The sequence below is a fragment of the Nitratidesulfovibrio liaohensis genome, from assembly GCF_011682075.1.
GTDB lineage: Bacteria > Desulfobacterota > Desulfovibrionia > Desulfovibrionales > Desulfovibrionaceae > Cupidesulfovibrio > Cupidesulfovibrio liaohensis.
The window spans coordinates 1-22,289 of the sequence record NZ_VSMK01000154.1; the positions used below are offsets into that span (position 1 = coordinate 1).

The window sequence follows — 22,289 nt, forward strand, 5'->3', positions numbered from 1 at the left end:
GTCCGGTCGAGGGCGTAGGCCATGGGCTGGATGCCCTGCCGGGCGAGCGGCTGGAACCGCTGGGTCAGGTCGGCCCAGCGGATCAGGGTGCGGGTGGAGAAGGTCACCTCGATGGAGGCGCCGTGTGCCGTGCCCGATTCGCCCATGAACAGACGCCGGACCTCGTTGGCGTAGTCGATCATGGTACGCCGCAGGGGTGCAGGGAGTTGCGGTGCGATACGCTCCAGCAGCCGTTCCTCCGCTGCGGGTTCGGGGTAGCCCATCTCGCACAGCCAGAACCGGTCGAGAAAGGCGAGGTTTTGGCGCAGGGTGCCCTGGTAGAGGCCCGTTTCGTCGGAACCTCCATTGGTGTTGGCTGTGGTCGCGAACCGGAACATGGGGTGCGGCGTGACCAGTTCACCGCCATTCTCCGGGATGCACAAGGGCTGGCCGTCGAGGATGCCGTTGAGCCCCGTGGCCGTGGCGGGTTCCAGTAGGTCCAGTTCGTTGAGCAGGAAGAGCCCGCCATGCTTCATGGCCAGAGCCAGGGGGCCGTACCGAAACTCCATAGACCCCTGATGCACGGAAAGGTGGCCCACGAGGTCGGGGAACTCCAGCCTGCCGTGCCCGGTGACCTCGAAGACCGGGTAGTTGAGCCGGGCGGCCAGTTGTCGGATGGCGCTGGACTTTCCGCTGCCGGTGGGACCGAACACGTAGAGCGGATCGGATGCGGTCATCAGCCAGACCACGATGTCGCGCGTGGTTTCGTGGAAGATGTAGTCGGGATCGGTCTTGGGGGTGTATGTCGATGGCTGGCGGTAGCCCTTGATCATGCGGCCCGACGGGGTGCCGCTGAACACGGCGCCAGCGTCGAGGTCGACGGGCTGCAACGCGTGCAGGCCCGAATCGGTATGGGGCATGGGAGTGCTCCTTGATGTTGTGTCGGTTTGGGATGTTGGCTATGCCGTCGGAATGGGCAGGTACGCATGGCCGATTGGGATACGCATCTCGACCCGGAAACGAAGGGACGACTGGAGGCTCTGGCGAGAGCCATGGGCAGGCCCGTGCCTGAACTCATGGCCGAAGCCGTTCGGCGGTATGTCCGGGACGAGGAGTGGGCTGTGGCCGCCATCGCGGAAGGCGTTCGTCAGGCGGATGCCGGACTCTTCGCATCGGATGATGAGGTCCGGGAGTGCTTCGCGCAGTGTGGCGTGGACACGAAGCTTCGGAAGAACCCGTGATACGGCCAGATCAGACGTGAATGGCTACGGAGTGACCATGCCGCATTCGACGGGCATTCGTTTCGACAAGGCCACCGTGGACCGGCTGGACGAGATCGCCGCAGCCACTGGCAGTACGCGTGCCGCGGTCATCAGGGATGCCGTGGCGCAGTTCCTTGACCGCGATGCGCGGTTTTACCACATGGTGCGGCAAGGGCTGGACGCCGTGCGCGAAGGTCGCGTGGTGAGCCACGAAGATGCCAAGGCCCGGATGCGCGCCCTTGGTATCACCCTGGAATGATCTGGATGCGGTGCGCCGGGGATGGCGCTGACCGAGGAGGCTGCGCCGACGCCCCTAGCCGAAGTCGATGGTTCGGAACAGGCGCGCATCGAAGGGATTGTCCCACCAGCCGCCGAGAATCTCGGCATCGTCAACGTCCTCGCCGATGCGCAGGAAGAGGTAGTCGTCAACGTCAAGTTCATCCATGACATCGGTGATGAAGCGTACCTCCTCGAAGTCCGCGTACCATTTGACGCCTTCCCAGTAGTAAAGCACGCCTTCCGAGTCCGGCGCGTCCTGCCTGAGCCCGTTTTGCAGGAACAGTTCGATGTCGCCGGGGTTGGTGGCATGCTGCCTCGCCTCGTGCATCGCCGCATCAAGCCTTGCCCGTCCGTTGCCGGACAGGCACAGAGCGACTTCGCTGTAGTATCCCATGGTCATTCTCCTTTTCCGTTGATGGGGCTGATGAACAGCCGTTCATGAGGTTGGCCGGTCTTGCGGGTCCGGTCCAGAATGTCTGTCGCCATTTGGGGATCGCCGGTCAGGGCCTCCAGTTCCTCCTGCAGGGTCGTCTGGTCGATGGTCTGTCTGCCGGGCATGGCTGCCACCCGAAAGCGGTGCCTGCCCGCGGTTATCCAGTTCTGGGCCATGCTGTCGCTTACCGCCGCGATGCGCTGGAATGCGGAGCGAATGCGCCCTTCAATCGCTGCGATATCGCCCTCAATGGCGAGTTTGTGTTCCTTCAGGCCCGCGAGTTGGTCGAGGTCCGCCGCGTGGGCGGGGCCAAGGTCCACGGGTATGCCGTCAACCCGCATGGGCCGGAACTTGGGACAGGTGGCGTTGGCGTCGCACCAGTCGCACAGGGGGTGAAACCCCTGGCAGTACGGGAGGTCGTCAAGCGCCAACTGCCCCACCTTGACGGAGTTGACGGATTGCCACAGGTCGGCGGCAGTGTTGCAGCAGATGCCGAGCATGGTCCTGCTGGGCGTGTACGGTCCGAAGGCCTTGGCATCGGCCATGGAGATGGAGAGCACCCAGCCTTCGATGGCCACGCCTTCCGGTGTGCTTGGCAGGTCGATGCCAAAGAGCAGCCGGGCCGCCTCCGGGAAGGTCTTGCGGGTGAAGACCGGCTGGCCGTCCTCGTCCCGAAGCGAACAGCACGGGCGATGCCAGGTGCTCTCCAGCAGGCCGATCTGCCCGTAGAGTTGCACCTCGTTGGAGGTGTAGAGGGTTTCGGGCAGGTGCCCGTTGCTTTTCAGCTCCAGCACCCGGATGACGGGTGTCGGGGCTTCGTGGATGAGGGTGATGTCGAGGTGCGCCTTGATGGGCACGCCGTGGAAGGAGGCGCTGATTTCCAGTTGCGGAATGAGTCGGTGGCCGCTTTTGGTGAGCGAGTCGGTAATCCCGGCTTCCTGCCAGTGGCCCCGATGCAGTGGGAGATGGCGTTTCAGGATGGAACCGACATGTTGAGGCGGAATGGTGCGGGGCTGCGTGCCCGGCGACGCCAACTTGCGGGCAATCGCCGAGCGCAGGCATTCCGTTGCGGCGCCGATGTCGGACATGCCGGTGTAGGTGCTGCGGTCGCCCAGTTGGGCCTGCGTGGTGTGGATTTCGTGTGCGAGCAGGGATTCGGCGAGGAGGGAGAGAGGGTCCGGCAGTGCCGGAGGCATGGGGGATCGCGGGGTGTCTGTCATGGGGGACTCCATCGAGTGGACGAGGTTCCCCCACGGCGGGGGAATCCCCGCCCCTGGCGTGGTGTGTGGATCAGGCGGTCTCGGCGTACCGCCACCAGACCTTGCGCTCGGCGTTCCATTTGAACCCGGCAGCCGAGAGCAGTTGCTTGCGGGCAGACGTGTTGCCCGACGCTAGAATGCAAAGACGGCCATCCTGGGCGGTGGCCGTCGAGTAGTTTACCCCATCCAGCCGAGGCAGTGACGCCAGGGCTGGATGTGCTGTTTCTGCGGGCTTGGGCTGAGGTGGGGGGGCTGCGGGCGTGGCTTGTTGGGCTGATGCGGCAGCAGGCTGCTGGGGCCGAGGCTGGCGAGGCGTTCTCTGCCGTGCGGGCCTGTCGCGGGATGCAGCCTCGCCGTCGTCATCGTCTTCCGTCACCATGCCGAGCATGGCCGAAAGCGCGTACCGGCGGGCATAGGTCATGGCGCTGCCGTATCCCTGCGGGTCTGCCTTGGGCAGGGGCATGACCAGCAGCGACGACTGCCATTGGCCGGATTTCGCGTGCGTGAGTTTGGTGACGAGGCCGAGGTGTCCGGCCTCTGCCGGGACCGGGTACTGGGTCACCCAAATGCCGTTGGCCTGCAGCGCGTCCCGGCACGAATCCATGACGGAATTGAGGGTGGCATAGCGGGACTTGGCGAACGGGTTCTCACGGTCCTTGATGGCCGGTTGCAGGGTGTGCTGAACGGTGATAAGGGCCTTGGCGAGGTCGGTGACCTCAGGGGAGGTGTACTGAAGGCTGTCCATGGCGTCTCCTTGGAAAGAGAAAAGCCCTGATACACGGGGTATCAGGGCGGTTTTCGGGAATATCTCCCCAATATCATGAATGCAATATATATCTGAAAAGATGATAAAGATACGCTTTACGGCATGGCGGACACCACTACCTCTGGACTCAAGTGGGCGTCCCAGACTAGCATAATGAGCGACACAATTCGTGGGGGCTGGTCAAACGGATTGTCCTTTTGGGCAGGATAGACCATAAAGCAGTAAGGCAACCTGGCTAAGTTAGTGGGGGTGGGCTATGCACTGTAAAGGTATAAAATTAGCTTTTTTAATTTCTATGTATGTATTATTCACTGCTCATGTGTCTTTTCTATATGCAAAAGAGTATGAATTTTTGGATGCCAAGATGTACCTTGAAGAAAAAAATAATGAATTGATTGGCTATCAAAAAAGAATTGACAATAATGAAATAAACAATATTGATGATGCAAACTATATTAATACAAGAGAAAAAGAATTTCCAGTTGAATATATTGTTTATAAATTGCGTGTAGAAGCGAACATTGCAAAAAGCGTTAGTAGCAAGAGGAGGTTGGAAAAATATTGTTCAAATTATGCGGTTTTAATCACGCTTGAGGAAGATTATATTAATAATTTAGACAGATATAATAAAAAAATTGCAGAAAAATTTATTGCGCCAGATATGTATATATCTCCAACAGAAGAAGATATCCGCAAAGCGCTTGTCGCTTACCTTATTGAATTGAGCATGATCTATGGGTTTAAAGATCCAGACTCTATTGTTTTAAAAATAGATGATATTATCCCGTATAAATCATATGGCGATCACATTGGATTCATTTGTAGGGGGTATTATAATGCAAAAAATGGATTTGGCGCTTATACTGGTTATAAGCCTGTGCGTTTAGTATATCTTGATGGCAAAATGAAAAAATTCGATCAACCTGATGATCTTTATTCTTCCGATGTTGTAGCGTTTTGCAGGGGGAAATGAGCCGAGTGTGCAAAGAATGTACGGGTTGTACAGAGATGGTATTCACCTGACACTGCCGTGCCCGGCGGGGCGCTGATCAGGCTGCCTGCTGCCCTTCGCTATCCTCTTCCGGCTGGCCCTCGGGAAGGCCATCACGGAAAGCTTGGTAGGGTGTCCGACCGTTCATGTTTCTGCCTTGGTGCGCCCCCTCGTGGTTGTAGTGGTGCAGGTAAGCGTCCAGGTCCGTCTGCATTTCGTCCAGGGGCTCGTGCCAGTTTCTGCGGCCCTGAATTCTGAAACGCTCGTCGAGCAATGTCCTGTGCAACCGCTCCACAAAGCCGTTGCTTTGTGGGCGTCTGACGCGGGTGTCCGATGCTCAATGCCTTCCAGTTGCAAAAACAATTCGTAGGGATGCCGTCGGCGCGCCCGCAGAATTCCCGGCCATTATCCGAAAGCACAGTGACGACCGGCGTGTCGTGCTCCTCGAAAAAGTGCAGCACGGACTCGTTGAGCATGTGTACCGCCGTAACCGGCAGCTTGCTGGTGTACAGCCTGCCGAAGGCGTAGCGGCTGTGGCAGTCGATGGCCGATTGCAGATAGATTTTCCCCACGCGTTTCAGCGCGCCCACGAAAAACGTATTCACGGCCACCAGATCCCCGCTGCACCGGGTTTCGATATGGCGCTTCCGGAATTCCGGGCTGAACCGCTCCAAAGTGCGAGCCTGGTCGTCATTCAGTGCGATTCCGGGACCTCGTATATGCCGCTTCAGGCGCGGCCACCGCTCATGCCGGGTTAATATCCAGCCCCCGCACTCCCCCGGAACTGACCTGGACAGTTTGCAGTGGCAGTTCTGGGTCTTGTGCTAATCATGTGGGGGCCATTCGCGCTGTCTGCGCTGTTTTTCAAGCGGGCTCATCTCAAAACGGATTCCTTGTCCGTTGTGAACGAACACAGGGCGTGTAGGGGGGCTTGGCGCTTCAGGTCCGGATTGTCTTTGAGCCGCGCTAACGCTGTCTTGCAGGAGACCCAGTCGTCACGTTCACCAAGCATGTACGCAAGGCGTTCATGGAACAGGGTGTATAGCGTAGGCTGGGTGGTGTAGTCCGTCTCCGACCCCCCGCCGGTCATGACGGGGATGATGCCACCTCCCTGTGGACCTGGCCAGTGAACTGCTTCTACGCGGGTACCTTCGGCAACAGTCGTTGCCGTGATCTTCCAATTGTCCTGCCCTATTGCTCCGGCCAATACCATGTAAAGAACCCATACGCGCCGGTAGGACGTGCTGTTATCTGTCTGCGCCATGGGTGTATAGTCACTGTCTGATTCTTCCAATACACGAGCCGCAGCTGCTAGTGTCCTTTCGGGTGGGGCCGCGTATACTTGGACTCTGGCTGTATCGGCAGCCCGGCGCAACTCTAGAATTTCTTCGCGGGAGGGCGGTCGCTGGGCCGCGCAGGCTGAAAGGGTCACCACCGCCAGTAAGAGCGCCGTGAGGCGAGTCATATCCATTCTCCTGTTTACATGATTCCTTAGCCCATCCGTCGTGCCAAGTTTTGACGCGCTGCCAGGAGTGTTGCTTTTGATGGCAAGGCGTCGTGGACTTGCTGATGACCGCATCCGATCCGCTCTACGTGTTCGGCCCCACCGGCAGCGGAAAGTCCAGCGCCATCCGGCAACTGGCCGCCCGGCTCAACTACCCGGTCTTCGAGGTCATCGGGCATGGCGGTGTGGGGGGGCGCTACTTCTGTAATATAAAGTTGTCATCAGCGGATTTGTATATATAATTACCGAAATTTGTCATGTATTTTATGGCTATGTTGTTTTGTGTGGTGCTAGGGTCAATGCTGGCGTTAGTTACTTTTATGTTTATGTTTCCTTCCGCAATAAATTTTTCGACTAATTTTTTTGCGGCGTGTAATACGGTCTGGTCGACTGTGCTGCTTGATTCTTTTAGTTTTGCGTATATAGACGGTGATGCTGTTGCGTTAAATCCAGGGTAGTAGTTGTCGTTTATGCGTTTTTTGTAATATTCTGTATCTTCATCTGACACCGTCTCACTTGGAACCCATCCTGAAGCTGATGACAGCCAGGAAGGTTCTATGATTGATATATACGACCATTTTCCATCGGAATTCCTTTCAAAAACAATGCAAGATTCATCTATTTGATGATAATGAATCATGTTTAGTGATCTTGTTGATTCATTATTTATTAGGAAGGCTTTTGAGTTTGGCGATAAGTGGATCATGTGGGTTTTGGATGCAAATTTTATCTTGTTGGTGACGCGGTATAGTGATGTATCTGGCTTGATAGCGTCATTTTGTGTTGAACTACCTGTCGATTCGAGTAGTTCTTCTGGAAAAAGTGTGCCTATTTGCGAAATTGTCGTGTGTTTTTTGTGGGCAGGGACATTGAACAATAATTTTTGAATATCATTGCGCATTACAGTCCTAGAATTTTCGCCAATGATTTCTTTATCAAAGAGTTTGTTGGCGAATTCTGGATTCTTCTTATAGCAATCTGTAATTTTTTCGAGGTCTCTGGCAATGCTTGTTTCTCGTGCAAAGATTTCAAGCGGAGAGGTTTCGTATTTGGATCTGGTTTTTTCTAGAATTCCTGCATGTGGGTTATAGCAAATTTCATTGTTTTTTTCGTATAAACCTTGGCGCGATATGAAATTAACTTCTCCACTAAATGTTAATTCTACAATAGCTATGTTTTTTTTGTTGTTCTTGAATCTGAATATGTTGATAGGGTTTCTGTTGTTGTCGTATGATGTGAAAAAGACGTCATCTTCGTTAAGTGCATATATTGGAATTACATATTTAATAGTAAATTCATTCATTATTATTTTGGAGTAAATATCTGTCTTTTGCCCACTACTGATGGAAATGCTTTGGCCGTCTGAACATCCACCAGAAAAGCCGATTATGGCAGATAATAATAAAGGGAAAAACATTAATTTGCTTTGCCATTTTTTGTGTGTGCAAAAAGATGTCTTGTTTTCGATGTACAGAAGCTGTGCCACCATTGTCGTCTCCGTTTTTAGTTGGGTTGCAGCATGGCACGAAAATGACAGGCATTGCGACAATATTCAACAGAAAATAATTGGTAAATGAAGGCTTCGCCTCGGCCCCGCCCGACGGTATGCGGTGCGTCCTCCCACCGCTGGGCGGCAAAGCGGCCCATTCCGTGGTGGTGGCCGCCGAAAATGGAGCCTTCCGCGTGCAGGCCCTGCAAGGGGGCGAGGTGTGCGTCTACAACCAGTTGGGCGCGAAGATCACGCTGAAAAAGGAGAAAATCGTGGAGGTGGATTGCGACCACTTCCGCGTCGCCAGGGAATCCATACAGATGGAAACCAAGCAGTGGCAGGCCACGGCCAGCGAGGGGACCACCTTCACGTCACCGAGTCTGGACTTCGGCGGCATGGACGGCGCCCGCGCACGGGCCACCCTGGACGCCGACCTGAACACGACCGGCGACGTGACCTCTGAAGGGGACCACGTCGCCGGGGGTATCAGTCTGCAACATCACCGCCATCCGGGGGATTCCGGCGGCACAACGGGCACGGCAGTGTCAGGTGAATACTATCTCTGTACACTCTGTACATACTATTTCTGCACAGTCAGCACGTCTCCAATAATAGATAAAAAGTGTTCGCCCTTGTAGCTGATTTTCTTATCTGAACTCATGTCGAGTATTGTGACCATAACATCTGAGTCCATTTTCCTAAGCATGGGGTGGGGGTATGTGACGATCTCTATGTTTTTGAGATTTTTGTCACTCTTTACGAAGGGGATGTAAGCGGTAATCATGTAATGGGAATATTCTATTACAATGATAAACTTTGGAATCGGAGCGAAGTCATCTTTTCTTTTAAGGAGTATCACGAGGGGGTGTTCTCGATAGTACCCCGGTGTATACCATTGAAGGACTTTCTCTGCTTGCCAAGGAGTGCGTATGGATGGCAATTTTCCAAGTATCCAATGTGTTGTTTCTTGAAATTCCGAAATTTGATCATCTGGTGATATCGTAATGGCGATTTTAACAAAGCTCTTAAAAACGTTGAGAAGGGACAGAGATGGTGTTTCTGTTTTGAATTGTATGGTGTTAGTGTCTTGATCTAAATGTGGCATGTTGTTTATTTGATTGCATATAAGATTTGTAACGCCATCTTCTATGAATATTTTTGTTTGATTGTCCTTGCTTTGATATGTGGCGGATTCAACTTGCAAGTGCAACACCCTCAAAGTTGAATGAAAAGGCAAGGTGGTATAGCCCTTTAGCCTCTCCATCCAACCAAAGATTGAGGGGCGTATGGGCTATGCACACCTTGCCAGGGAAGAACGGTACTACATCTGCCAGGCAGTGAAAAGTGGAACGTCACTGAGGGCCATAGCCAAAGCGATAGGCCGTAGCGTCTCAACTGTAAGCCGCGAACTTGCGCGAAATACCGGGGCGCGTGGCTACCGCTACAGGCAGGCACACAAGCGCAGTCAGAAAAGGCAGACCATTAAAGGGAAGAAGCGCATTGGCCTTGAGGTATGGACGTATGTTGAACAGTGTCTGCACCAGGACTTCAGTCCGGAGCAAATCTCTGGAGTTCTCAAACGCAAAGGTTTTGCCCTCAGTCATGAATGGATTTACCAGTACATTCTGGCGGACAAAAAACGAGGAGGAACGCTGCACAGCCATTTGCGCTGCCAGCGCAAACGCAAACGACGATATGGCAAACCCGACAGACGAGGTCAAATCAAGGGGCGTATCAGCATAGACATACGCCCGTCCATTGTTGCCGAGCGCTCACGCCTTGGTGATTGGGAGGCTGATACCGTTGAAGGCAGTAAAGGAGGCCCCGTTTTGGTGACACTTGCAGAGCGTAAAAGTCGTCTTTTCCTGTTTGGCAAGGCTCCCAACAAAAGCGCCAGCGAAGTAAGGCGGGTCATTGAAGGACTCTTGACACCCATTAAGGACTTTGTTCAGACTATTACCTATGATAACGGCAAGGAGTTCAGCTACCATGCCGATGTGTCAGCTACACTCGAGGCTCAGGGATTTTTTGCGCACCCCTACCATTCGTGGGAGCGTGGCTTGAACGAGAACTCCAATGGCCTTCTACGCCAATACTTCCCCAAGGGGGTAAGCTTGGCATCGGTCACGCAAGATGAGATCATAGCGGCAATGTGCCGCTTGAACTGGCGGCCTAGAAAATGCCTTGGGTTTAAGACACCCTATGAAGTTTTTTTAGAAGACGCCAATACCCAAGGACTGGGTGTTGCACTTTGAACTTGAAACCGCGTATTATTGAAATTGACGAAGAACGCTGCAACGGTTGCGGCAACTGCGTGGCGGACTGCGCCGAAGGGGCCATCGCCATTATAGACGGCAAGGCCAGGGTTATTTCCGATTCCTTTTGCGACGGACTGGGGGCCTGCATCGGCAGATGCCCGACCGACGCCTTGCGCATTATCCAGCGCGAAGCGCCCCCCTTTGACGAGGCCGCTGCCCTGGCGCAGCTTGCCACGCTGAAGACAGACGAAAGAAAAAATGGTGTTGCACCTTCCCCGCACGCAGCACCGTCCCTGCATGCCTTAACGCCCCAGTTGGGCGCATCGCCCCTGCGCGGCACCTGTCCCGGCACCCGCCCCGGATCTGGGCCGGGCTGGACGCCAGGGGCTGCCCCCTGGCCGGTCAAATTGCGCCTGGTCGCGCCGGACGCGCCTTTTCTGCATGGTGCAGACCTGCTTATCGCGGCGGACTGCGCCGCGCCCGTTACCCCGCAGTTTCAAGAATTGCTGGGGTCCAAAGCCTTGTTGATCTGCTGCCCGAAATTTGAAGACACCGCCGCAACGGTAGACAAACTGACCGCCATATTCCGGCAGGCAGACCTTCGGTCCTGCACGGTGCTGCGCATGGAAGTACCCTGTTGCGGCGGCCTGGTGCGCGCCGTGCGCACAGCCCACCAGGCCAGTGGCACGGCCTGCCGCCTGGAAGAACGCGTGCTGTCACGGGGCGGGGTGGATATGACGGCATAAGCGATTTCCACTTTCCACAGGGCCTGTGACGACACAAAAACGCCACAGGCCCGACATGGTTGTGCAACAGCTCCAAGGCATAGTTCCCGCAAATGTACAGACACACTTTTGTGGGAGGCGCAACATGCTGACACTGCACAACATCTCCAAACACTACCAGGACCATGTGGCCCTGCATAACACTACCCTTACCTTTGCGCCCGGCGCTTTCAACGTGCTGCTGGGGCCTTCGGGCGCGGGCAAATCCACGCTGTTGCGGTCCTGTAACCTTCTGGCGGAACCTTCAACCGGATATGTAGAGGCTGACGGCATAGGTGCTGTGCGCTCGCAAAGCCAAAGCCGCCAGCTGCGCCTTATGACGGCTTGTGTGTTCCAGCAGCACCAGCTTATTTTGCGGCAAAGCGTACTGACCAACGTGCTTAATGGCCGCGTGGGCGCGCGTCCTCTTTGGGCGGGCCTTCTTCCCACACCCAGGGCCGACATAGAAGACGCCCTGCGTTGCCTTGAACGCGTTGGCCTTGAAGACTATGCCCTGACACGGGCCGGCAGCCTTTCCGGCGGGCAACAGCAACGCGTGGGCATTGCCCGTGCGCTTATGCAAAAGCCTCGCATACTTCTGGCAGACGAGCCTGTGGCCAGCCTTGACCCGACCCGGGCAGAAGAAGTGCTGGGTCTGTTGCACAACATCTGCCGCGAAGACGGCCTGTGCGCGGTGGTAAGCCTGCACCAGGTCCGCTTTGCCAAACGCTTTGCCGACCGCATCATTGCCCTGCGCGCGGGCCGCGTCGTTTTTGACGGTACGCCAGAGGTTCTGACGCAGGAAGCCCTGACGCACATTTATGCGCCACAGACTGAAACACCCCTTTGTTCTGCCATAAAACCGCAACGCCCCACCGAACCGCCTGTCGCTTTTAACCAAACCGCGCGGGCCAGTTGAACCCTGTGCGGGCCTTTCCGTTAGGTCTTTATATCTACATCAACTCTTTCTTTTGCGAGGATACCACCGTGCATCGTTTGCTTGTCGCCCTTTTTCTGTTTTGCGCCCTTATTGCCCACGGCACAGCCGTGGCCGCCGACGCCGACCCCAAAGTGTTGAAGGTGGCCCTGCTGCCCGACGAAAGCCCCAGTACCATCATCAAGAACAACCAGACCTTGAAGGCCTATCTTGAAAAAGCCCTGGACAAAAAAGTCGACCTGGTCGTGACGACCGACTATTCCTCCATGATTGAGGCCATGCGCCACGGCCGCCTTGAACTGGCTTTCTTCGGTCCTCTTTCCTATGTCATGGCAAAGTCCAAATGCGACATAGAGCCGTTTGCCGCCATGCAGAAAAAAGGCAAGAATACCTATCGCGGCGTGGTTATCGCCAACACCAGCGCGGGCATCAACACCCTGGAAGACATCAAGGGCAAGAAGATGGCCTATGGCGACACCGCCTCCACCTCTTCGCACCTGATCCCCAAGTCACTTTTGGCGGCAAAGGGTCTGGAAGCGCGCCGCGACTATGAAGCCCACTTTGTGGGAAGCCACGATGCCGTGGCCCTGAATGTCCAAAACAACAACGCCCAGGCTGGCGGCCTTTCAGAAACCATATTTGAAGCCCTGGTGGAAAAAGGCACCATCTCCAAAGACAAAGTAAAGGTTCTTGCCGTGTCGGCAGAATTTCCCGAATACCCCTGGACCATGCGCAGCGACCTTTCCCCCGCGCTGAAAAAACGCATTCAAGATGCCTTTGTCGATCTGACTGATCCCGCGGTGCTGAAGCCCTTCAAAGCCGACGGTTTTACCCGGATCACCGACAAAGATTACGACGTGGTGCGCGACCTGGCGAAGATTCTGAACCTTGACCTGGCTAAAATGTAAGGATGACCGCGGTGGAATCTACCTTTATTGTCAACAACGTCGCCCAAAATTACCGCGAACGCCTGGTGCTGATAGGCTGCATCGCCCTGGGCATAGCCCTGTGCGTTGCCTATTCCGGCCTGGCAGATGTGCCGCGCATTCTTGAGGGCGGCCCCGCCCTGTGGCACCTGCTGGGCGAGATGACACCCCCGGACCCCAGCAACTGGCGCTCGTGGCTGGGTCCGCTTATGGACACCATCGCCATGAGCGTGGCCGGTACGTTTCTGGCCGTATGCCTTTCGCTGCCCCTGGGCTTTCTGGCGGCGGCCAACGTTTCGCCCCACCCCGTTGTCTACCGTCTGGCACGCAGCCTGCTGAACACTTTGCGCGCCGTGCCGGAACTGATCATGGGTATTCTTTTTGTGGCGGCTGTGGGTTTTGGCGCATTACCGGGCGTGCTGGCCCTGGGTCTGCATTCCGTGGGCATGGTGGGCAAATTTTTTGCCGAAGCTGTGGAACACTGCGACCCCAAACCCGTTGAGGCCATCCGGGCCACGGGCGCGAACCCCCTGAAAGTGCTGGTGTACGGCGTCATGCCGCAGGTGCTTCCGCAACTGGCCGACATTACCGTGTACCGCTGGGAATATAACTTTCGCGCCTCCACTGTCATGGGCATGGTGGGCGCTGGCGGCATAGGGTTTGAACTTATGGCTTCCCTCAGGCTTATGCAATATCGCGAAGTGTCCGCGATATTATTGCTTATTCTTGTCATGGTGACACTGGTAGACGCCCTTGGGTCGTGGTTGCGAGGAAAATGCGCATGAGTCAAAAACCCCTTTGTGTGGTCACCCACTGGGTGCACCCTGAAATCATCAACTATCTTGAACCGCATTGCCGTCTTGTCGTTAACAAAACCCGCGAAACCTGGCCGCGCCAGATCCTCTTTGACCATCTCAAAGAGGCGGACGCCGCCATGATGTTTATGCCTGACTGGGTGGATGCCGAACTGCTGGACAATGCCCCCCGCCTTAAAATCGTGGGGGCAGCCCTCAAGGGCTATGACAACTTTGATGTGGACGCGCTGACGTCCAGGGGCGTGTGGCTTTCCTACGTGCCGGACCTTCTGACCATTCCCACGGCAGAGCTGACCATTGCCCTTATGCTGGCCCTGGGACGTCATGTGCTGCCAGGGGACAAACGGGTGCGCAGCGGGGCTTTTGAAGGCTGGCGGCCCATTTTTTACGGCCAGGGCCTGCACGGCTCCACCGTGGGCATCATCGGTCTGGGCCGCCTGGGCCAGGCCGTGGCCCAACGCCTGGCAGGCTGGGGCGTGAAGCTTATTGGCTATGACATTGCCGAACTGCCGGATGAACGCAAACGCGAACTTGCGCTGGCGCAAACAGATATGCCCACGCTGCTTGCCACTGCCGACTGGGTGGTGTGCGTAAGCCCGCTGACCCCTGAATCAAAAGGGCTTTTGGGCGCGGCCGAACTGGCCGCTATGAAACCCGGCGCGTTTCTTGTCAACACCGGGCGCGGCTCGTGCGTGGACGAAGAGGCCGTGACAGAAGCCCTGGAAAAAGGCCATCTTGCAGGCTATGCCGCCGACGTCTTTGCCTTTGAAGACTGGGGGCTGGCAGACCGCCCCCGCGATGTGCCCGAGGCCCTGCGGGACCCCGGTCTGCGCACTGTGTTCACCCCGCACCTTGGATCGGCCGTGGAACAGGTGCGCATTGATATCGCCATGGAAGCAGCCCGCAACATTGTGGACGTGCTCTGCGGCAAAGCGCCCCGAAATCCCGTAAACACAATCTGAAAAACGTTTGCGACCTGGCTTTTTGCCAATAAACAAAAAACGCCGCCCGTGATGCATACACGCGGGTGGCGCTCTTTTTCCCCCCGTACGTACAAGCCGAAACGTCTCGTGCTAAAAGCAGGCGGGGCTGTTCGCTTGCAGGCGAACCTTGCACATAACGCGTGTCATCACGGGGCCGATTGGACATGACGCCATAAAGGCTTTTCGTGCCCAGCCTTAAAGCTGACAACCCCGATGCCGTCCTGGGTGCGGTCCAGGCGGTAGATGGTTGTCTCCAGATAGGGGGTCAGCGTTTCTGCCGGGTCCAGGGGGCGGGGCGGTTCCTGTACATACACGCCGTACAGTTTCAGCTGCTCATACCCCCATTTACCAGTACATTCTGGCGGACAAAAAACGAGGAGGAACGCTGCACAGCCATTTGCGCTGCCAGCGCAAACGCAAACGACGATATGGCAAACCCGACAGACGAGGTCAAATCAAGGGGCGTATCAGCATAGACATACGCCCGTCCATTGTTGCCGAGCGCTCACGCCTTGGTGATTGGGAGGCTGATACCGTTGAAGGCAGTAAAGGAGGCCCCGTTTTGGTGACACTTGCAGAGCGTAAAAGTCGTCTTTTCCTGTTTGGCAAGGCTCCCAACAAAAGCGCCAGCGAAGTAAGGCGGGTCATTGAAGGACTCTTGACACCCATTAAGGACTTTGTTCAGACTATTACCTATGATAACGGCAAGGAGTTCAGCTACCATGCCGATGTGTCAGCTACACTCGAGGCTCAGGGATTTTTTGCGCACCCCTACCATTCGTGGGAGCGTGGCTTGAACGAGAACTCCAATGGCCTTCTACGCCAATACTTCCCCAAGGGGGTAAGCTTGGCATCGGTCACGCAAGATGAGATCATAGCGGCAATGTGCCGCTTGAACTGGCGGCCTAGAAAATGCCTTGGGTTTAAGACACCCTATGAAGTTTTTTTAGAAGACGCCAATACCCAAGGACTGGGTGTTGCACTTTGAACTTGAAACCGCGTGTTGGTAACCTTTTCCTTCCTTTAATTCCAAATATTGCCCTTTCGACAATTGTAAAATTTCCAAGGCAATTCTCTAACGTATTTCCAAAATAGTGATTACATTCATCGCATTCGTCCCCAGATACAAGGTTAATGTTGCCAAGAGACATGGGGATTGTATGTGCTGTGTTTTTAAAAGACACATCAGGTGCTGATTTTTTGCAATATCTACACACTGATGAGCATCGCTTTATAACACCACTGCAGATAGCCGTATCTACAAAAAGAGGAATGTAATTATCATCGTGGTATTTAATTAGCGCTTGATAATTTTCTCTTAAAAGTGATACATCAGTCATAAGTATCCATTTTTTCGAAATCTAAGGTATTCACGACCTGTCTTTCGTGTCAATATTTCTGATTATTTCCTTGGCGGAATAGTTGCTTTTGCAACTTTTGCGCGTTCTGCAGTTACCATGTGGTGCTTAATCATTGTTGTAACGATTCCAAACCATAGATTTACATCTTCACCGCTTGGCGTGTGGCATATATGAGCTGCGCGCCCTCCAATATCAAGAATCGGCATGAGCAAATCCTGATCAACTTTTGAAATGAGATTTTTTGAAACAGCCTTGTTTATATTTCCCGTAAAATTTTCTGCATCATCATTTGTTATCTTTACAATAGCTCTGTCCAGAAGCGTCCTAGTGCCCATTGCTGCGAGAGTAAAAAGCTTGCTTCTTATCGCAGACAATGTTTCTTTGTAAATTCGCACAATATCGTCACATTCATTAAGGTCTTGAGTTATATCTATATCATCTCGAACGCCATATCCGCTTGTCGCTGGAAAAGTATATGTCTCAACAGGTTCGTCATATTCTGAAAATACATGAATTCTTTTGAAGAAAGGATAGCCACATCCATCGCACTTCAATAGAATATCAATATACACAGTGTACGGCTCATATCTGTCGTCATCGTTGTCATCTTCAAACATATTTGTATGATTCTCAAAAGTTACTGTGCAAATTCTTTTGTCATCATCAGTTTTGCTGCAATTAGGGCAAGCCGTTTTCTTTTTGCTCACAATTTCTGGCCTTGACATGTCATCTCCTAACTGAACCCCTTCCCTCTGTCTTTCATCCATGCCGCCACTAGAGTGGCGGCATGGGTACCGATGCCGCACTTGATACACTTACCGGCGACTATACCGGCGAGCGCATTTCCAGTCTAGCAAATGCCGTTTACCTGCGTCTGATGACGCCCCTTGGCGCGTGGTGGGCCGACCCTTCCGTGGGTTCGCATCTGCACGAATTGGAGCGGGAAAGGACGTGGCGCGGGTGCGGCGAATGTTAGAGCAGTCTTGCGTCACTCGCGATACCGTCTGAAGGCCGCTAGTGGTGAAGTGGAGTTGCCCCTGCTAAACCGGGCACCCCGCGGTTGCTGATGCGCGGATAAATTCCCTGAGGGATTTCATCCGCAAGCCCTTGTGTGTGTGGGGGGGGCTCTTGTTGTGGGCCTCGAACCAGCCGGGAAGCTGGGCGGTCATGAAGACGGGGCATTTTTCGGTGGGCCAGGTGGTGTGTTGGCTTGTTTGATTTGTTTTTAATCACTATGATTAGCTAGCGGTTAATGTTTTGACCAACGAGGGGATAGCCATCCTGATGAAATATCAGATGATGGAGTCTACACAGAGCAAGACTGAGGAGAACGTCATGCCCAAGGCTGAAACTCGCGTGCTGACTGCTCATGTACCTGTGCCACTGGCAGAAAAGGTAGATGAGGTGGCTAACCGTTTGGAACGCTCTCGCGGCTGGATCATGAAACAAGCGCTCTCGTCCTGGATCGCCCAAGAGGAAGAGCGTGACCGGTTGACGTATGAGGCGCTCGCCGACGTGGATGCGGGTCGCGTCATCGATCATCAGGCTGTGCAGGCATGGGCGGATAGTTTGAGTACCGATGAACCGCTGTCGGTGCCTCGCTAATGAACTTGAAATGGACCAGTAGGGCGCTTTCCGACCTTGCGCGGCTGTACGAATTCTTGGCCCCTGTTGACCAGCCTGCAGCCTCACGGGCGGTGCAGGCATTGGCCAAGGCTCCGGCCGTCCTGCTGACCAATCCGCGCATCGGTGAGCAACTCTTTGCGTTCGCCCCTCGCGAGGTTCGGCGGTTGCTTGTCGGGCATTATGAGATGCGTTACGAGATTCAAGATTCGACAATCTATGTGCTGCGACTGTGGCATACTAGGGAGAGTCGCTGAAATGGCTTGTATCTGCTTCAGCGGAGATTGCACCTGGGCATTGGGCTCCTGATCTGTTGCCAAGGAAGCTCGCTCCCCATTCCCGCACATTCATGGGTGCGTAGCCCTTGGTCCTCGTCTTAGCCAGGTAACTGGCCCACTTCACACATCTCTCGATATCTCGTTCATAGCAGGCATCATGACGATCCAAGTGGATGAAGTCAGGGTGTCTGTTGCCGTCTCTGCTTTGGTCGCATCTTTGGAGGAGTCCTTCCTGGGTAGTCGATCCCAAGAGCGCGTTGCCAGAGCCGCTCTGCTCGCTCTATGTGGTTCCAACTGTGACATGTGAGGTTGCCATTCAGGGGGAGCATCACGCGGTAATGCTGGTGTTTTTCTCTGGATTGTTCACGTACCCAGACGTACTGGAAGGCTATCCCCTTGCGGGATAAATAGCGTGTAAAGCTGTTGAAAAAGCGCTGAATGTCGTTGTTTTTACGGGATGAATAGAAGTCTCTCGGGTATCGTAAGTCAAAGCGAATGAAGAGCACTCTGCTGAATCTATTCGTCATGTATTCAATGCGGTCAATGATGGCATCGAGGATATCACGACGACAGGGTTTGCCATCATATGCTTGGACTGGATAGTCTCTGTGGGTTTTTTCTGTTATGAACATGGAGCGCTCCTTTGTTTGCTATTGAATTAGTGGAGAGTGTTATTTGTTACACAAAAAGAAGCCGACACTTGTGATGTCGGCTCTTGCTATGGCTAGCTTTGGCTAGCTGGTGATGTGTTGGTGTGGTATTTGTCGTGTATATATGCTTATATTAAGATTCTTATATGTTTAGTGTTTATTTATTAATAATAAATATATAATAGATACATAGGAGAGATAATACAATTTTAGCATGTGTAAAATTTAGAATATAAATCGCCATGCTAGGTGTTTGTTGTTTTGAAATTGATTGTTGGTGAAGTTTGATGTGCTAATTTTTTGTCAGACTTATTTTTTACATACTATGTAGGAGGTGAGAGGTGGCTTGTAGAAAATTCAAGTGTCTGTGCGCGGCAGTTGTGTTTCTTCTGTTCTTGACATTCTCTGCTGCGTTGTCTTTCGCGTGGGGCGGGAAGGTTGTTGGTGTCTCAGATGGTGATACGGTTACTGTGCTCAGCAGCAGTCATGAACAAATTCGTGTCCGTCTGTATGGAATTGATGCTCCTGAGAGCGAGCAGTCTTTTGGCGCGAAGTCCAAGCAGAGCCTGTCGGGTTTGCTGTTTGGTAAGATGGTAGAGGTTGATGAGGTCGATGTTGATAGATACGGCAGGGTCGTCGCTCGTTTGCATGTCGGCCAGGTTGATATCAATGCGGAGCAAGTCAGGCGGGGGATGGCGTGGGTGTACGATTCTTACTGTCGCGATGTGGTGTGTGTTGATTGGCGACGGTTAGAGGGTGCAGCACGTGGTTCGTCTCTGGGATTGTGGGGCGATCCGCGCCCCATGCCGCCGTGGGAATGGCGGAAGAGCAAGAGGGGGGCGTCCACGCAGGGTGTCCAGCATAAGAGTGGCGTTGAAGGCCAGCCTTCCGAGGTAGGATATCACGGCAATCAACGTAGCCACGTTTTTCACCGTTCAGGCTGCAAGGATTATGACTGCCCCAATTGTGTCGTTATTTTTGAGACGCGTGAGGATGCAATAAAGAAAGGCTTTAGGCCTTGTGGCGTGTGTCGGCCTTAGGGCTTCTGTGTTTTGTCGTTTGTTCGCTTTTGTTGAATCGTTTTTTTTATTCCTTTGAAGTGGCAAGCCTGCCTTTTTTGATGGATTTATCTGTTGCGTCGTACGTATGTTGTGCCAGATTGTAACATTCGCTGAAGTAATCACATTTTTTTGAGAGGTTAAGGCAGGAGTCTTTCTCACATATAGCAGTCTTTCTGCGCGACTTGATAGTCTTTTGTGTCTCGATAAATGCTTCGGTTTTATTCATTTTCTTGAAGTTTATGTTGTCCCAGAGCACGAGCGAAAATAATCGGTTAGATATTTCGGCCTCTACTTCTTTAAGTTTTGTAGTGTTGAAGAACGTATTGAAGTAGTGGCGTGTTATTGTGTCATCGTTTGTGTGTTTCTGTGGATTGTGCTCGTAGGCGATCATCGAAAGGGTTGACTTGATTCTGTTGAGAACGTCATCGTAATGCTGGTCGAGTTCCTCAAAATCAATAAAAAAGCATAGGTGTTGCAGTGCTTTGCTTTTATCTGCAAGGGGTGTGTTATACGTTTCTTCTATTGATGCCCATAATGGCATCCAGTTGATATTGAGGAAGAATTCTTTTTTTGGGAATATTGGTTCTATGGAGGCCGTGATGTTTTTTTCGCTGATGGCAAGCATAGAGTATTCCTTGTTACGGAAAGTGTCTGCGTGCGTAGCGTATACTCCGTGCTCAAGGGATATTTTTGATAGGCCGCTTATTAATGCTTCGTTTGCTTTGTTAGATATGTATTCATTGTATACGTCCATGAATTTCCAGTGTTTGTCGAAATCGTCGCCATGCGCATGGTCCATCACTCGTCGTAAAAGCGCTTGATTGTATATGTCCATATCTTCATTGTCTTTATCCATAAAGGTGTAATATTCTACAAATGCGTCTGCAGAATGTTCGGTGTAAAGTTCTCCAAGTGTGTTTTGTAGGTCAGTCTTCAGCGCCGGGAGGAGTGATAAATGTTCTTCATATTTAGGGTTTGTAACGATGTGCCTGAGTGCGTATTCGTTGTTGAAGAAGGCAGAAAGTTTTAAGCGATATCCTCCTAGGTCCGCATTTTGTTTTTTCATGGCTTTTTTATCTCCGTGTCTGTGGGGCGGTTGAGTGCGTGGGCTATGGTTTGTGTTGCGGCTTCCGCAGCTCTTTTAAGTGCGTCATCCCTGAGGTGGGCATAGCGCTGAGTCATTGCGGGGCTTTTATGTGTCATGAGCTTTTGTAGCTCGTACATGCTGACCTTGCCAGAGCTTGCCAGCATGCTTGCATACACATGTCGTAGACCGTGAAATGGACGAAAGCCCTCTGGGAGGCCCGCTTCTTTTTTGATTGCGTCGGCCTGCTTCCGGATGTCAACCAGTCTTCCACCACCTTTGCCTGGAAAAACGTAAGTGCTGATCAAGCGCGGAATCGACATCAGTACTTCGCGTGCGAGGTCGTTGAGGGGGATGCGCTCGGATTGTCCGGACTTCGCTCCCCTCCCATCATCGTTCCCAACAAGATTGATGAAACCTCGTTCCCAGTCAATATGCTCCCACTTTAGGCTGAACATTTCTCCTCTGCGCATGCCAGTGTATAGGGCGAGCAGCATCATGTTGCCAGCCTTTTTGTGCCTTGTATACGCAATAGCATCAAGAAGCGAAATCAGTTGCTCTGGTGAGAGGTCTTCTGTTCTTTCATTGTTAAGGCGCGGCATTTCGAACTGAACAGCAATTTGTGATTGAAGTATCAATCCTTTTTTGGCGCCAAATGATATAATTCGACGTAGTAGTTCCAGAATGTTCCTGATTGTTCCGGGCTTCTTTCCGGATTTTGTAAGTGCCAGGCGTAGGTTGTCGACATGTGTCGTTGTGATCTCTTCAGGCTTCAGGCTCTTAAAGGCGTTCAGGTGGACAGTGAACCTGTTTTGGTCGGTTGTAAGTCCTTTTAGGTTTTCATTCCGGCGTTTGTACTCTTCCCAAAGGCTATGGATTGTCCACTCCTTGGTGGAAAGGGCGCTTTTTTCCGCTTCACGGGTCTCTTTTCGGGTGAGGCGTTTGCCTTCAAGTAGTTGGCCGCGGATTATCGAGGCTCTGGCCGGGGTCATGTCGTCGGCGTATTGTCGGCCAACCTTTGTTTCGATGAGCTTTCCATCTCGTTTATAAACTGCGTAGTATACGCGCTCGATGCCGTTGCCCCCTGTTCGTATGGTTTCACGGTAATAGACGCCTGGGTAGGCCGTCTTGATTCGTTTCGAGGGTGGCATGCTTCCTTCCTTGGTAGATGGGGTGGGGTGGTGTGGTGGTATTTTCCAACCCTATTTCCATCCTGTAAAGCAAAATCCAACCAAATTTCCAACCGGCGAGCTCATGCTGGAGACTAATCAGAAGCAAAAGAGATAAAAAAATTCTTTGAATATTAGCATATTAATTTGTTAGGCAGTGTTTTGTTTGGTGTGGTTTACTGCGAAACTCTTGGGCTCATAACCCGAAGGTCGTCGGTTCAAATCCGGCCCCCGCAACCAGAAATATTAGAGGCTTACAAGGTCATCCTTGTAAGCCTCTTTTCGTTGTTGGTGTTTAGCCCCACTATAGCCCCACCTTTTGCTAGGGGTGGTTTGGGATGGTAAGGGACAAGCCTATTGGAGGGTGTGCGAATGCAAGAGATGATCTTTGCGCAACGCTATCGCATGCGCGTGTGGC

Annotated in this window: 26 protein-coding genes and 2 pseudogenes; 16 read left to right on the forward strand and 12 right to left on the reverse strand. The window is 53.2% G+C overall.

All coding sequences use genetic code 11. The annotated features are described in order from the left end of the window. Nucleotides 1-899 (reverse strand): AAA family ATPase (locus FVW27_RS06410; RefSeq protein ID WP_167123712.1); only part of this gene is annotated, 899 nt, incomplete at its 3' end. Between the two features lie 66 nt (nucleotides 900-965). On the opposite strand from FVW27_RS06410, the gene FVW27_RS06415 reads away from it, so the two are divergent. Together FVW27_RS06415 and FVW27_RS06420 are read left to right on the forward strand one after the other, a co-directional pair. Beyond that, complete coding sequence (locus FVW27_RS06415; RefSeq protein ID WP_167123713.1) at nucleotides 966-1,220, forward strand: CopG family ribbon-helix-helix protein; 255 nt, start codon at nucleotides 966-968, stop codon at nucleotides 1,218-1,220. 37 nt (nucleotides 1,221-1,257) lie between these two features. Next, nucleotides 1,258-1,500: a ribbon-helix-helix protein, CopG family gene (locus FVW27_RS06420; protein ID WP_167123715.1), complete on the forward strand. Its 243-nt coding sequence runs from the start codon at nucleotides 1,258-1,260 to the stop codon at nucleotides 1,498-1,500. A 54-nt stretch (nucleotides 1,501-1,554) separates the two neighbouring features. Here FVW27_RS06420 and FVW27_RS06425 read toward each other — a convergent pair whose 3' ends face one another. From FVW27_RS06425 to FVW27_RS06435, 3 genes are all read right to left on the reverse strand, one after another. Then, on the reverse strand, nucleotides 1,555-1,914 hold the full coding sequence (locus tag FVW27_RS06425; RefSeq protein ID WP_035065277.1) for a hypothetical protein: 360 nt from the start codon (nucleotides 1,912-1,914) through the stop codon (nucleotides 1,555-1,557). Nucleotides 1,915-1,916: 2 nt separating this feature from the next. After that, nucleotides 1,917-3,173 carry a hypothetical protein gene (locus FVW27_RS06430; RefSeq protein WP_167123717.1) on the reverse strand — a complete coding sequence of 419 codons (1,257 nt, stop codon included), beginning with the start codon at nucleotides 3,171-3,173 and terminating at the stop codon, nucleotides 1,917-1,919. Nucleotides 3,174-3,243: 70 nt separating this feature from the next. Further along, nucleotides 3,244-3,957, reverse strand: a complete 714-nt coding sequence (locus FVW27_RS06435; RefSeq protein ID WP_167123719.1) for an ERF family protein — start codon at nucleotides 3,955-3,957, stop codon at nucleotides 3,244-3,246. 385 nt (nucleotides 3,958-4,342) lie between these two features. On the opposite strand from FVW27_RS06435, the gene FVW27_RS06440 reads away from it, so the two are divergent. After that, nucleotides 4,343-4,951, forward strand: coding sequence for a hypothetical protein (locus FVW27_RS06440; protein WP_167123721.1), 609 nt, complete (start codon nucleotides 4,343-4,345; stop codon nucleotides 4,949-4,951). Between the two features lie 76 nt (nucleotides 4,952-5,027). On the opposite strand, the pseudogene FVW27_RS06445 reads toward FVW27_RS06440, so the two are convergent. Then, nucleotides 5,028-5,782 (reverse strand): annotated as a pseudogene (locus FVW27_RS06445) (integrase core domain-containing protein); the annotation flags it as partial. 756 nt (nucleotides 5,783-6,538) lie between these two features. On the opposite strand from FVW27_RS06445, the pseudogene FVW27_RS06450 reads away from it, so the two are divergent. After that, a pseudogene (locus FVW27_RS06450) lies at nucleotides 6,539-6,655 on the forward strand (AAA family ATPase); the annotation flags it as partial. A gap of 14 nt (nucleotides 6,656-6,669) precedes the next feature. On the opposite strand, the gene FVW27_RS06455 reads toward FVW27_RS06450, so the two are convergent. Then, on the reverse strand, nucleotides 6,670-7,962 hold the full coding sequence (locus FVW27_RS06455; RefSeq protein ID WP_167123723.1) for a hypothetical protein: 1,293 nt from the start codon (nucleotides 7,960-7,962) through the stop codon (nucleotides 6,670-6,672). Nucleotides 7,963-8,039: 77 nt separating this feature from the next. On the opposite strand from FVW27_RS06455, the gene FVW27_RS06460 reads away from it, so the two are divergent. Then, on the forward strand, nucleotides 8,040-8,600 hold the full coding sequence (locus FVW27_RS06460) for a phage baseplate assembly protein V (RefSeq protein WP_167123725.1): 561 nt from the start codon (nucleotides 8,040-8,042) through the stop codon (nucleotides 8,598-8,600). Here the strand turns inward: FVW27_RS06460 and FVW27_RS06465 are convergent. Next, entirely contained in the window at nucleotides 8,543-9,166 is a 624-nt protein-coding gene (locus FVW27_RS06465; protein ID WP_167123727.1) for a hypothetical protein, read from the reverse strand. The two genes, FVW27_RS06460 and FVW27_RS06465, sit on opposite strands and share 58 nt — an antisense overlap. A gap of 82 nt (nucleotides 9,167-9,248) precedes the next feature. Here FVW27_RS06465 and FVW27_RS06470 point away from each other — a divergent pair, with 82 nt between their 5' ends. The 7 genes from FVW27_RS06470 (at nucleotide 9,249) to FVW27_RS06500 (ending at nucleotide 15,633) form a co-directional block, all read left to right on the forward strand. Further along, complete coding sequence (locus FVW27_RS06470; RefSeq protein ID WP_096152634.1) at nucleotides 9,249-10,217, forward strand: IS30 family transposase; 969 nt, start codon at nucleotides 9,249-9,251, stop codon at nucleotides 10,215-10,217. Continuing rightward, entirely contained in the window at nucleotides 10,214-10,966 is a 753-nt protein-coding gene (locus FVW27_RS06475) for an ATP-binding protein (RefSeq protein ID WP_072312568.1), read from the forward strand. Before FVW27_RS06470 ends, FVW27_RS06475 begins: the two co-directional genes overlap by 4 nt. A gap of 124 nt (nucleotides 10,967-11,090) precedes the next feature. Next, entirely contained in the window at nucleotides 11,091-11,903 is an 813-nt protein-coding gene (gene phnC / locus FVW27_RS06480) for a phosphonate ABC transporter ATP-binding protein (RefSeq protein WP_072312567.1), read from the forward strand. Between the two features lie 68 nt (nucleotides 11,904-11,971). Next, the gene (gene phnD / locus FVW27_RS06485) at nucleotides 11,972-12,829 is read left to right on the forward strand and encodes a phosphate/phosphite/phosphonate ABC transporter substrate-binding protein (RefSeq protein WP_027189484.1); all 858 of its coding nucleotides are present in this window, start codon (nucleotides 11,972-11,974) and stop codon (nucleotides 12,827-12,829) included. An 11-nt stretch (nucleotides 12,830-12,840) separates the two neighbouring features. Continuing rightward, the gene (phnE, locus tag FVW27_RS06490; protein WP_027189485.1) at nucleotides 12,841-13,632 is read left to right on the forward strand and encodes a phosphonate ABC transporter, permease protein PhnE; all 792 of its coding nucleotides are present in this window, start codon (nucleotides 12,841-12,843) and stop codon (nucleotides 13,630-13,632) included. Then, nucleotides 13,629-14,624 (forward strand): phosphonate dehydrogenase, encoded by a 996-nt coding sequence (locus FVW27_RS06495; protein WP_027189486.1) that lies wholly within the window; start codon nucleotides 13,629-13,631, stop codon nucleotides 14,622-14,624. Before phnE ends, FVW27_RS06495 begins: the two co-directional genes overlap by 4 nt. 295 nt (nucleotides 14,625-14,919) lie before the next feature. Continuing rightward, nucleotides 14,920-15,633, forward strand: a complete 714-nt coding sequence (locus FVW27_RS06500) for an IS30 family transposase (RefSeq protein ID WP_424991852.1) — start codon at nucleotides 14,920-14,922, stop codon at nucleotides 15,631-15,633. Here the strand turns inward: FVW27_RS06500 and FVW27_RS21250 are convergent. Together FVW27_RS21250 and FVW27_RS06510 are read right to left on the reverse strand one after the other, a co-directional pair. Next, the gene (locus tag FVW27_RS21250) at nucleotides 15,569-15,985 is read right to left on the reverse strand and encodes an HNH endonuclease (protein ID WP_167123729.1); all 417 of its coding nucleotides are present in this window, start codon (nucleotides 15,983-15,985) and stop codon (nucleotides 15,569-15,571) included. The genes FVW27_RS06500 and FVW27_RS21250 overlap by 65 nt on opposite strands. A gap of 62 nt (nucleotides 15,986-16,047) precedes the next feature. Further along, nucleotides 16,048-16,773 (reverse strand): DUF4145 domain-containing protein, encoded by a 726-nt coding sequence (locus FVW27_RS06510; RefSeq protein ID WP_167123731.1) that lies wholly within the window; start codon nucleotides 16,771-16,773, stop codon nucleotides 16,048-16,050. A gap of 20 nt (nucleotides 16,774-16,793) precedes the next feature. Between FVW27_RS06510 and FVW27_RS06515 the strand changes: the two genes are divergently transcribed. The 3 genes from FVW27_RS06515 (at nucleotide 16,794) to FVW27_RS06525 (ending at nucleotide 17,886) form a co-directional block, all read left to right on the forward strand. Then, nucleotides 16,794-16,982: a hypothetical protein gene (locus FVW27_RS06515; RefSeq protein ID WP_243838253.1), complete on the forward strand. Its 189-nt coding sequence runs from the start codon at nucleotides 16,794-16,796 to the stop codon at nucleotides 16,980-16,982. Nucleotides 16,983-17,341: 359 nt separating this feature from the next. Next, entirely contained in the window at nucleotides 17,342-17,611 is a 270-nt protein-coding gene (locus tag FVW27_RS06520) for a CopG family ribbon-helix-helix protein (protein WP_167123733.1), read from the forward strand. Beyond that, entirely contained in the window at nucleotides 17,611-17,886 is a 276-nt protein-coding gene (locus FVW27_RS06525; RefSeq protein WP_167123735.1) for a type II toxin-antitoxin system RelE/ParE family toxin, read from the forward strand. The genes FVW27_RS06520 and FVW27_RS06525 overlap by 1 nt, the downstream gene beginning before the upstream one ends. Nucleotides 17,887-18,086: 200 nt before the next feature. Here the strand turns inward: FVW27_RS06525 and FVW27_RS06530 are convergent, their stop codons facing one another. Continuing rightward, nucleotides 18,087-18,539, reverse strand: a complete 453-nt coding sequence (locus tag FVW27_RS06530) for a YagK/YfjJ domain-containing protein (RefSeq protein WP_167123736.1) — start codon at nucleotides 18,537-18,539, stop codon at nucleotides 18,087-18,089. A 359-nt stretch (nucleotides 18,540-18,898) separates the two neighbouring features. On the opposite strand from FVW27_RS06530, the gene FVW27_RS06535 reads away from it, so the two are divergent. Further along, nucleotides 18,899-19,597, forward strand: coding sequence for a thermonuclease family protein (locus FVW27_RS06535; protein WP_341806098.1), 699 nt, complete (start codon nucleotides 18,899-18,901; stop codon nucleotides 19,595-19,597). Nucleotides 19,598-19,643: 46 nt separating this feature from the next. On the opposite strand, the gene FVW27_RS06540 is transcribed toward FVW27_RS06535, so the two are convergent. Beyond that, complete coding sequence (locus FVW27_RS06540; RefSeq protein ID WP_167123738.1) at nucleotides 19,644-20,684, reverse strand: hypothetical protein; 1,041 nt, start codon at nucleotides 20,682-20,684, stop codon at nucleotides 19,644-19,646. Continuing rightward, entirely contained in the window at nucleotides 20,681-21,853 is a 1,173-nt protein-coding gene (locus FVW27_RS06545) for a tyrosine-type recombinase/integrase (protein WP_167123740.1), read from the reverse strand. The genes FVW27_RS06540 and FVW27_RS06545 overlap by 4 nt, the downstream gene beginning before the upstream one ends. Nucleotides 21,854-22,289 lie beyond the last annotated feature (436 nt).

Bases quoted from the DNA above. Each gene is read 5' to 3' on its own strand.
- FVW27_RS06435 (WP_167123719.1), bottom strand. From the start codon at position 3,957: ATGGACAGCCTTCAGTACACCTCCCCTGAGGTCACCGACCTCGCCAAG.
- FVW27_RS06540 (WP_167123738.1), bottom strand. From the start codon at position 20,684: ATGAAAAAACAAAATGCGGACCTAGGAGGATATCGCTTAAAACTTTCT.
- FVW27_RS06415 (WP_167123713.1), top strand. From the start codon at position 966: ATGGCCGATTGGGATACGCATCTCGACCCGGAAACGAAGGGACGACTG.
- FVW27_RS06430 (WP_167123717.1), bottom strand. From the start codon at position 3,173: ATGACAGACACCCCGCGATCCCCCATGCCTCCGGCACTGCCGGACCCT.
- FVW27_RS06530 (WP_167123736.1), bottom strand. From the start codon at position 18,539: ATGTTCATAACAGAAAAAACCCACAGAGACTATCCAGTCCAAGCATAT.
- phnC (WP_072312567.1), top strand. From the start codon at position 11,091: ATGCTGACACTGCACAACATCTCCAAACACTACCAGGACCATGTGGCC.
- FVW27_RS06525 (WP_167123735.1), top strand. From the start codon at position 17,611: ATGAACTTGAAATGGACCAGTAGGGCGCTTTCCGACCTTGCGCGGCTG.
- FVW27_RS06495 (WP_027189486.1), top strand. From the start codon at position 13,629: ATGAGTCAAAAACCCCTTTGTGTGGTCACCCACTGGGTGCACCCTGAA.
- FVW27_RS06440 (WP_167123721.1), top strand. From the start codon at position 4,343: ATGTACCTTGAAGAAAAAAATAATGAATTGATTGGCTATCAAAAAAGA.
- FVW27_RS21250 (WP_167123729.1), bottom strand. From the start codon at position 15,985: ATGACTGATGTATCACTTTTAAGAGAAAATTATCAAGCGCTAATTAAA.
- FVW27_RS06470 (WP_096152634.1), top strand. From the start codon at position 9,249: ATGGGCTATGCACACCTTGCCAGGGAAGAACGGTACTACATCTGCCAG.
- FVW27_RS06510 (WP_167123731.1), bottom strand. From the start codon at position 16,773: ATGGATGAAAGACAGAGGGAAGGGGTTCAGTTAGGAGATGACATGTCA.
- FVW27_RS06545 (WP_167123740.1), bottom strand. From the start codon at position 21,853: ATGCCACCCTCGAAACGAATCAAGACGGCCTACCCAGGCGTCTATTAC.
- FVW27_RS06520 (WP_167123733.1), top strand. From the start codon at position 17,342: ATGCCCAAGGCTGAAACTCGCGTGCTGACTGCTCATGTACCTGTGCCA.
- FVW27_RS06455 (WP_167123723.1), bottom strand. From the start codon at position 7,962: ATGGTGGCACAGCTTCTGTACATCGAAAACAAGACATCTTTTTGCACA.
- FVW27_RS06420 (WP_167123715.1), top strand. From the start codon at position 1,258: ATGCCGCATTCGACGGGCATTCGTTTCGACAAGGCCACCGTGGACCGG.
- FVW27_RS06425 (WP_035065277.1), bottom strand. From the start codon at position 1,914: ATGGGATACTACAGCGAAGTCGCTCTGTGCCTGTCCGGCAACGGACGG.
- FVW27_RS06515 (WP_243838253.1), top strand. From the start codon at position 16,794: ATGGGTACCGATGCCGCACTTGATACACTTACCGGCGACTATACCGGC.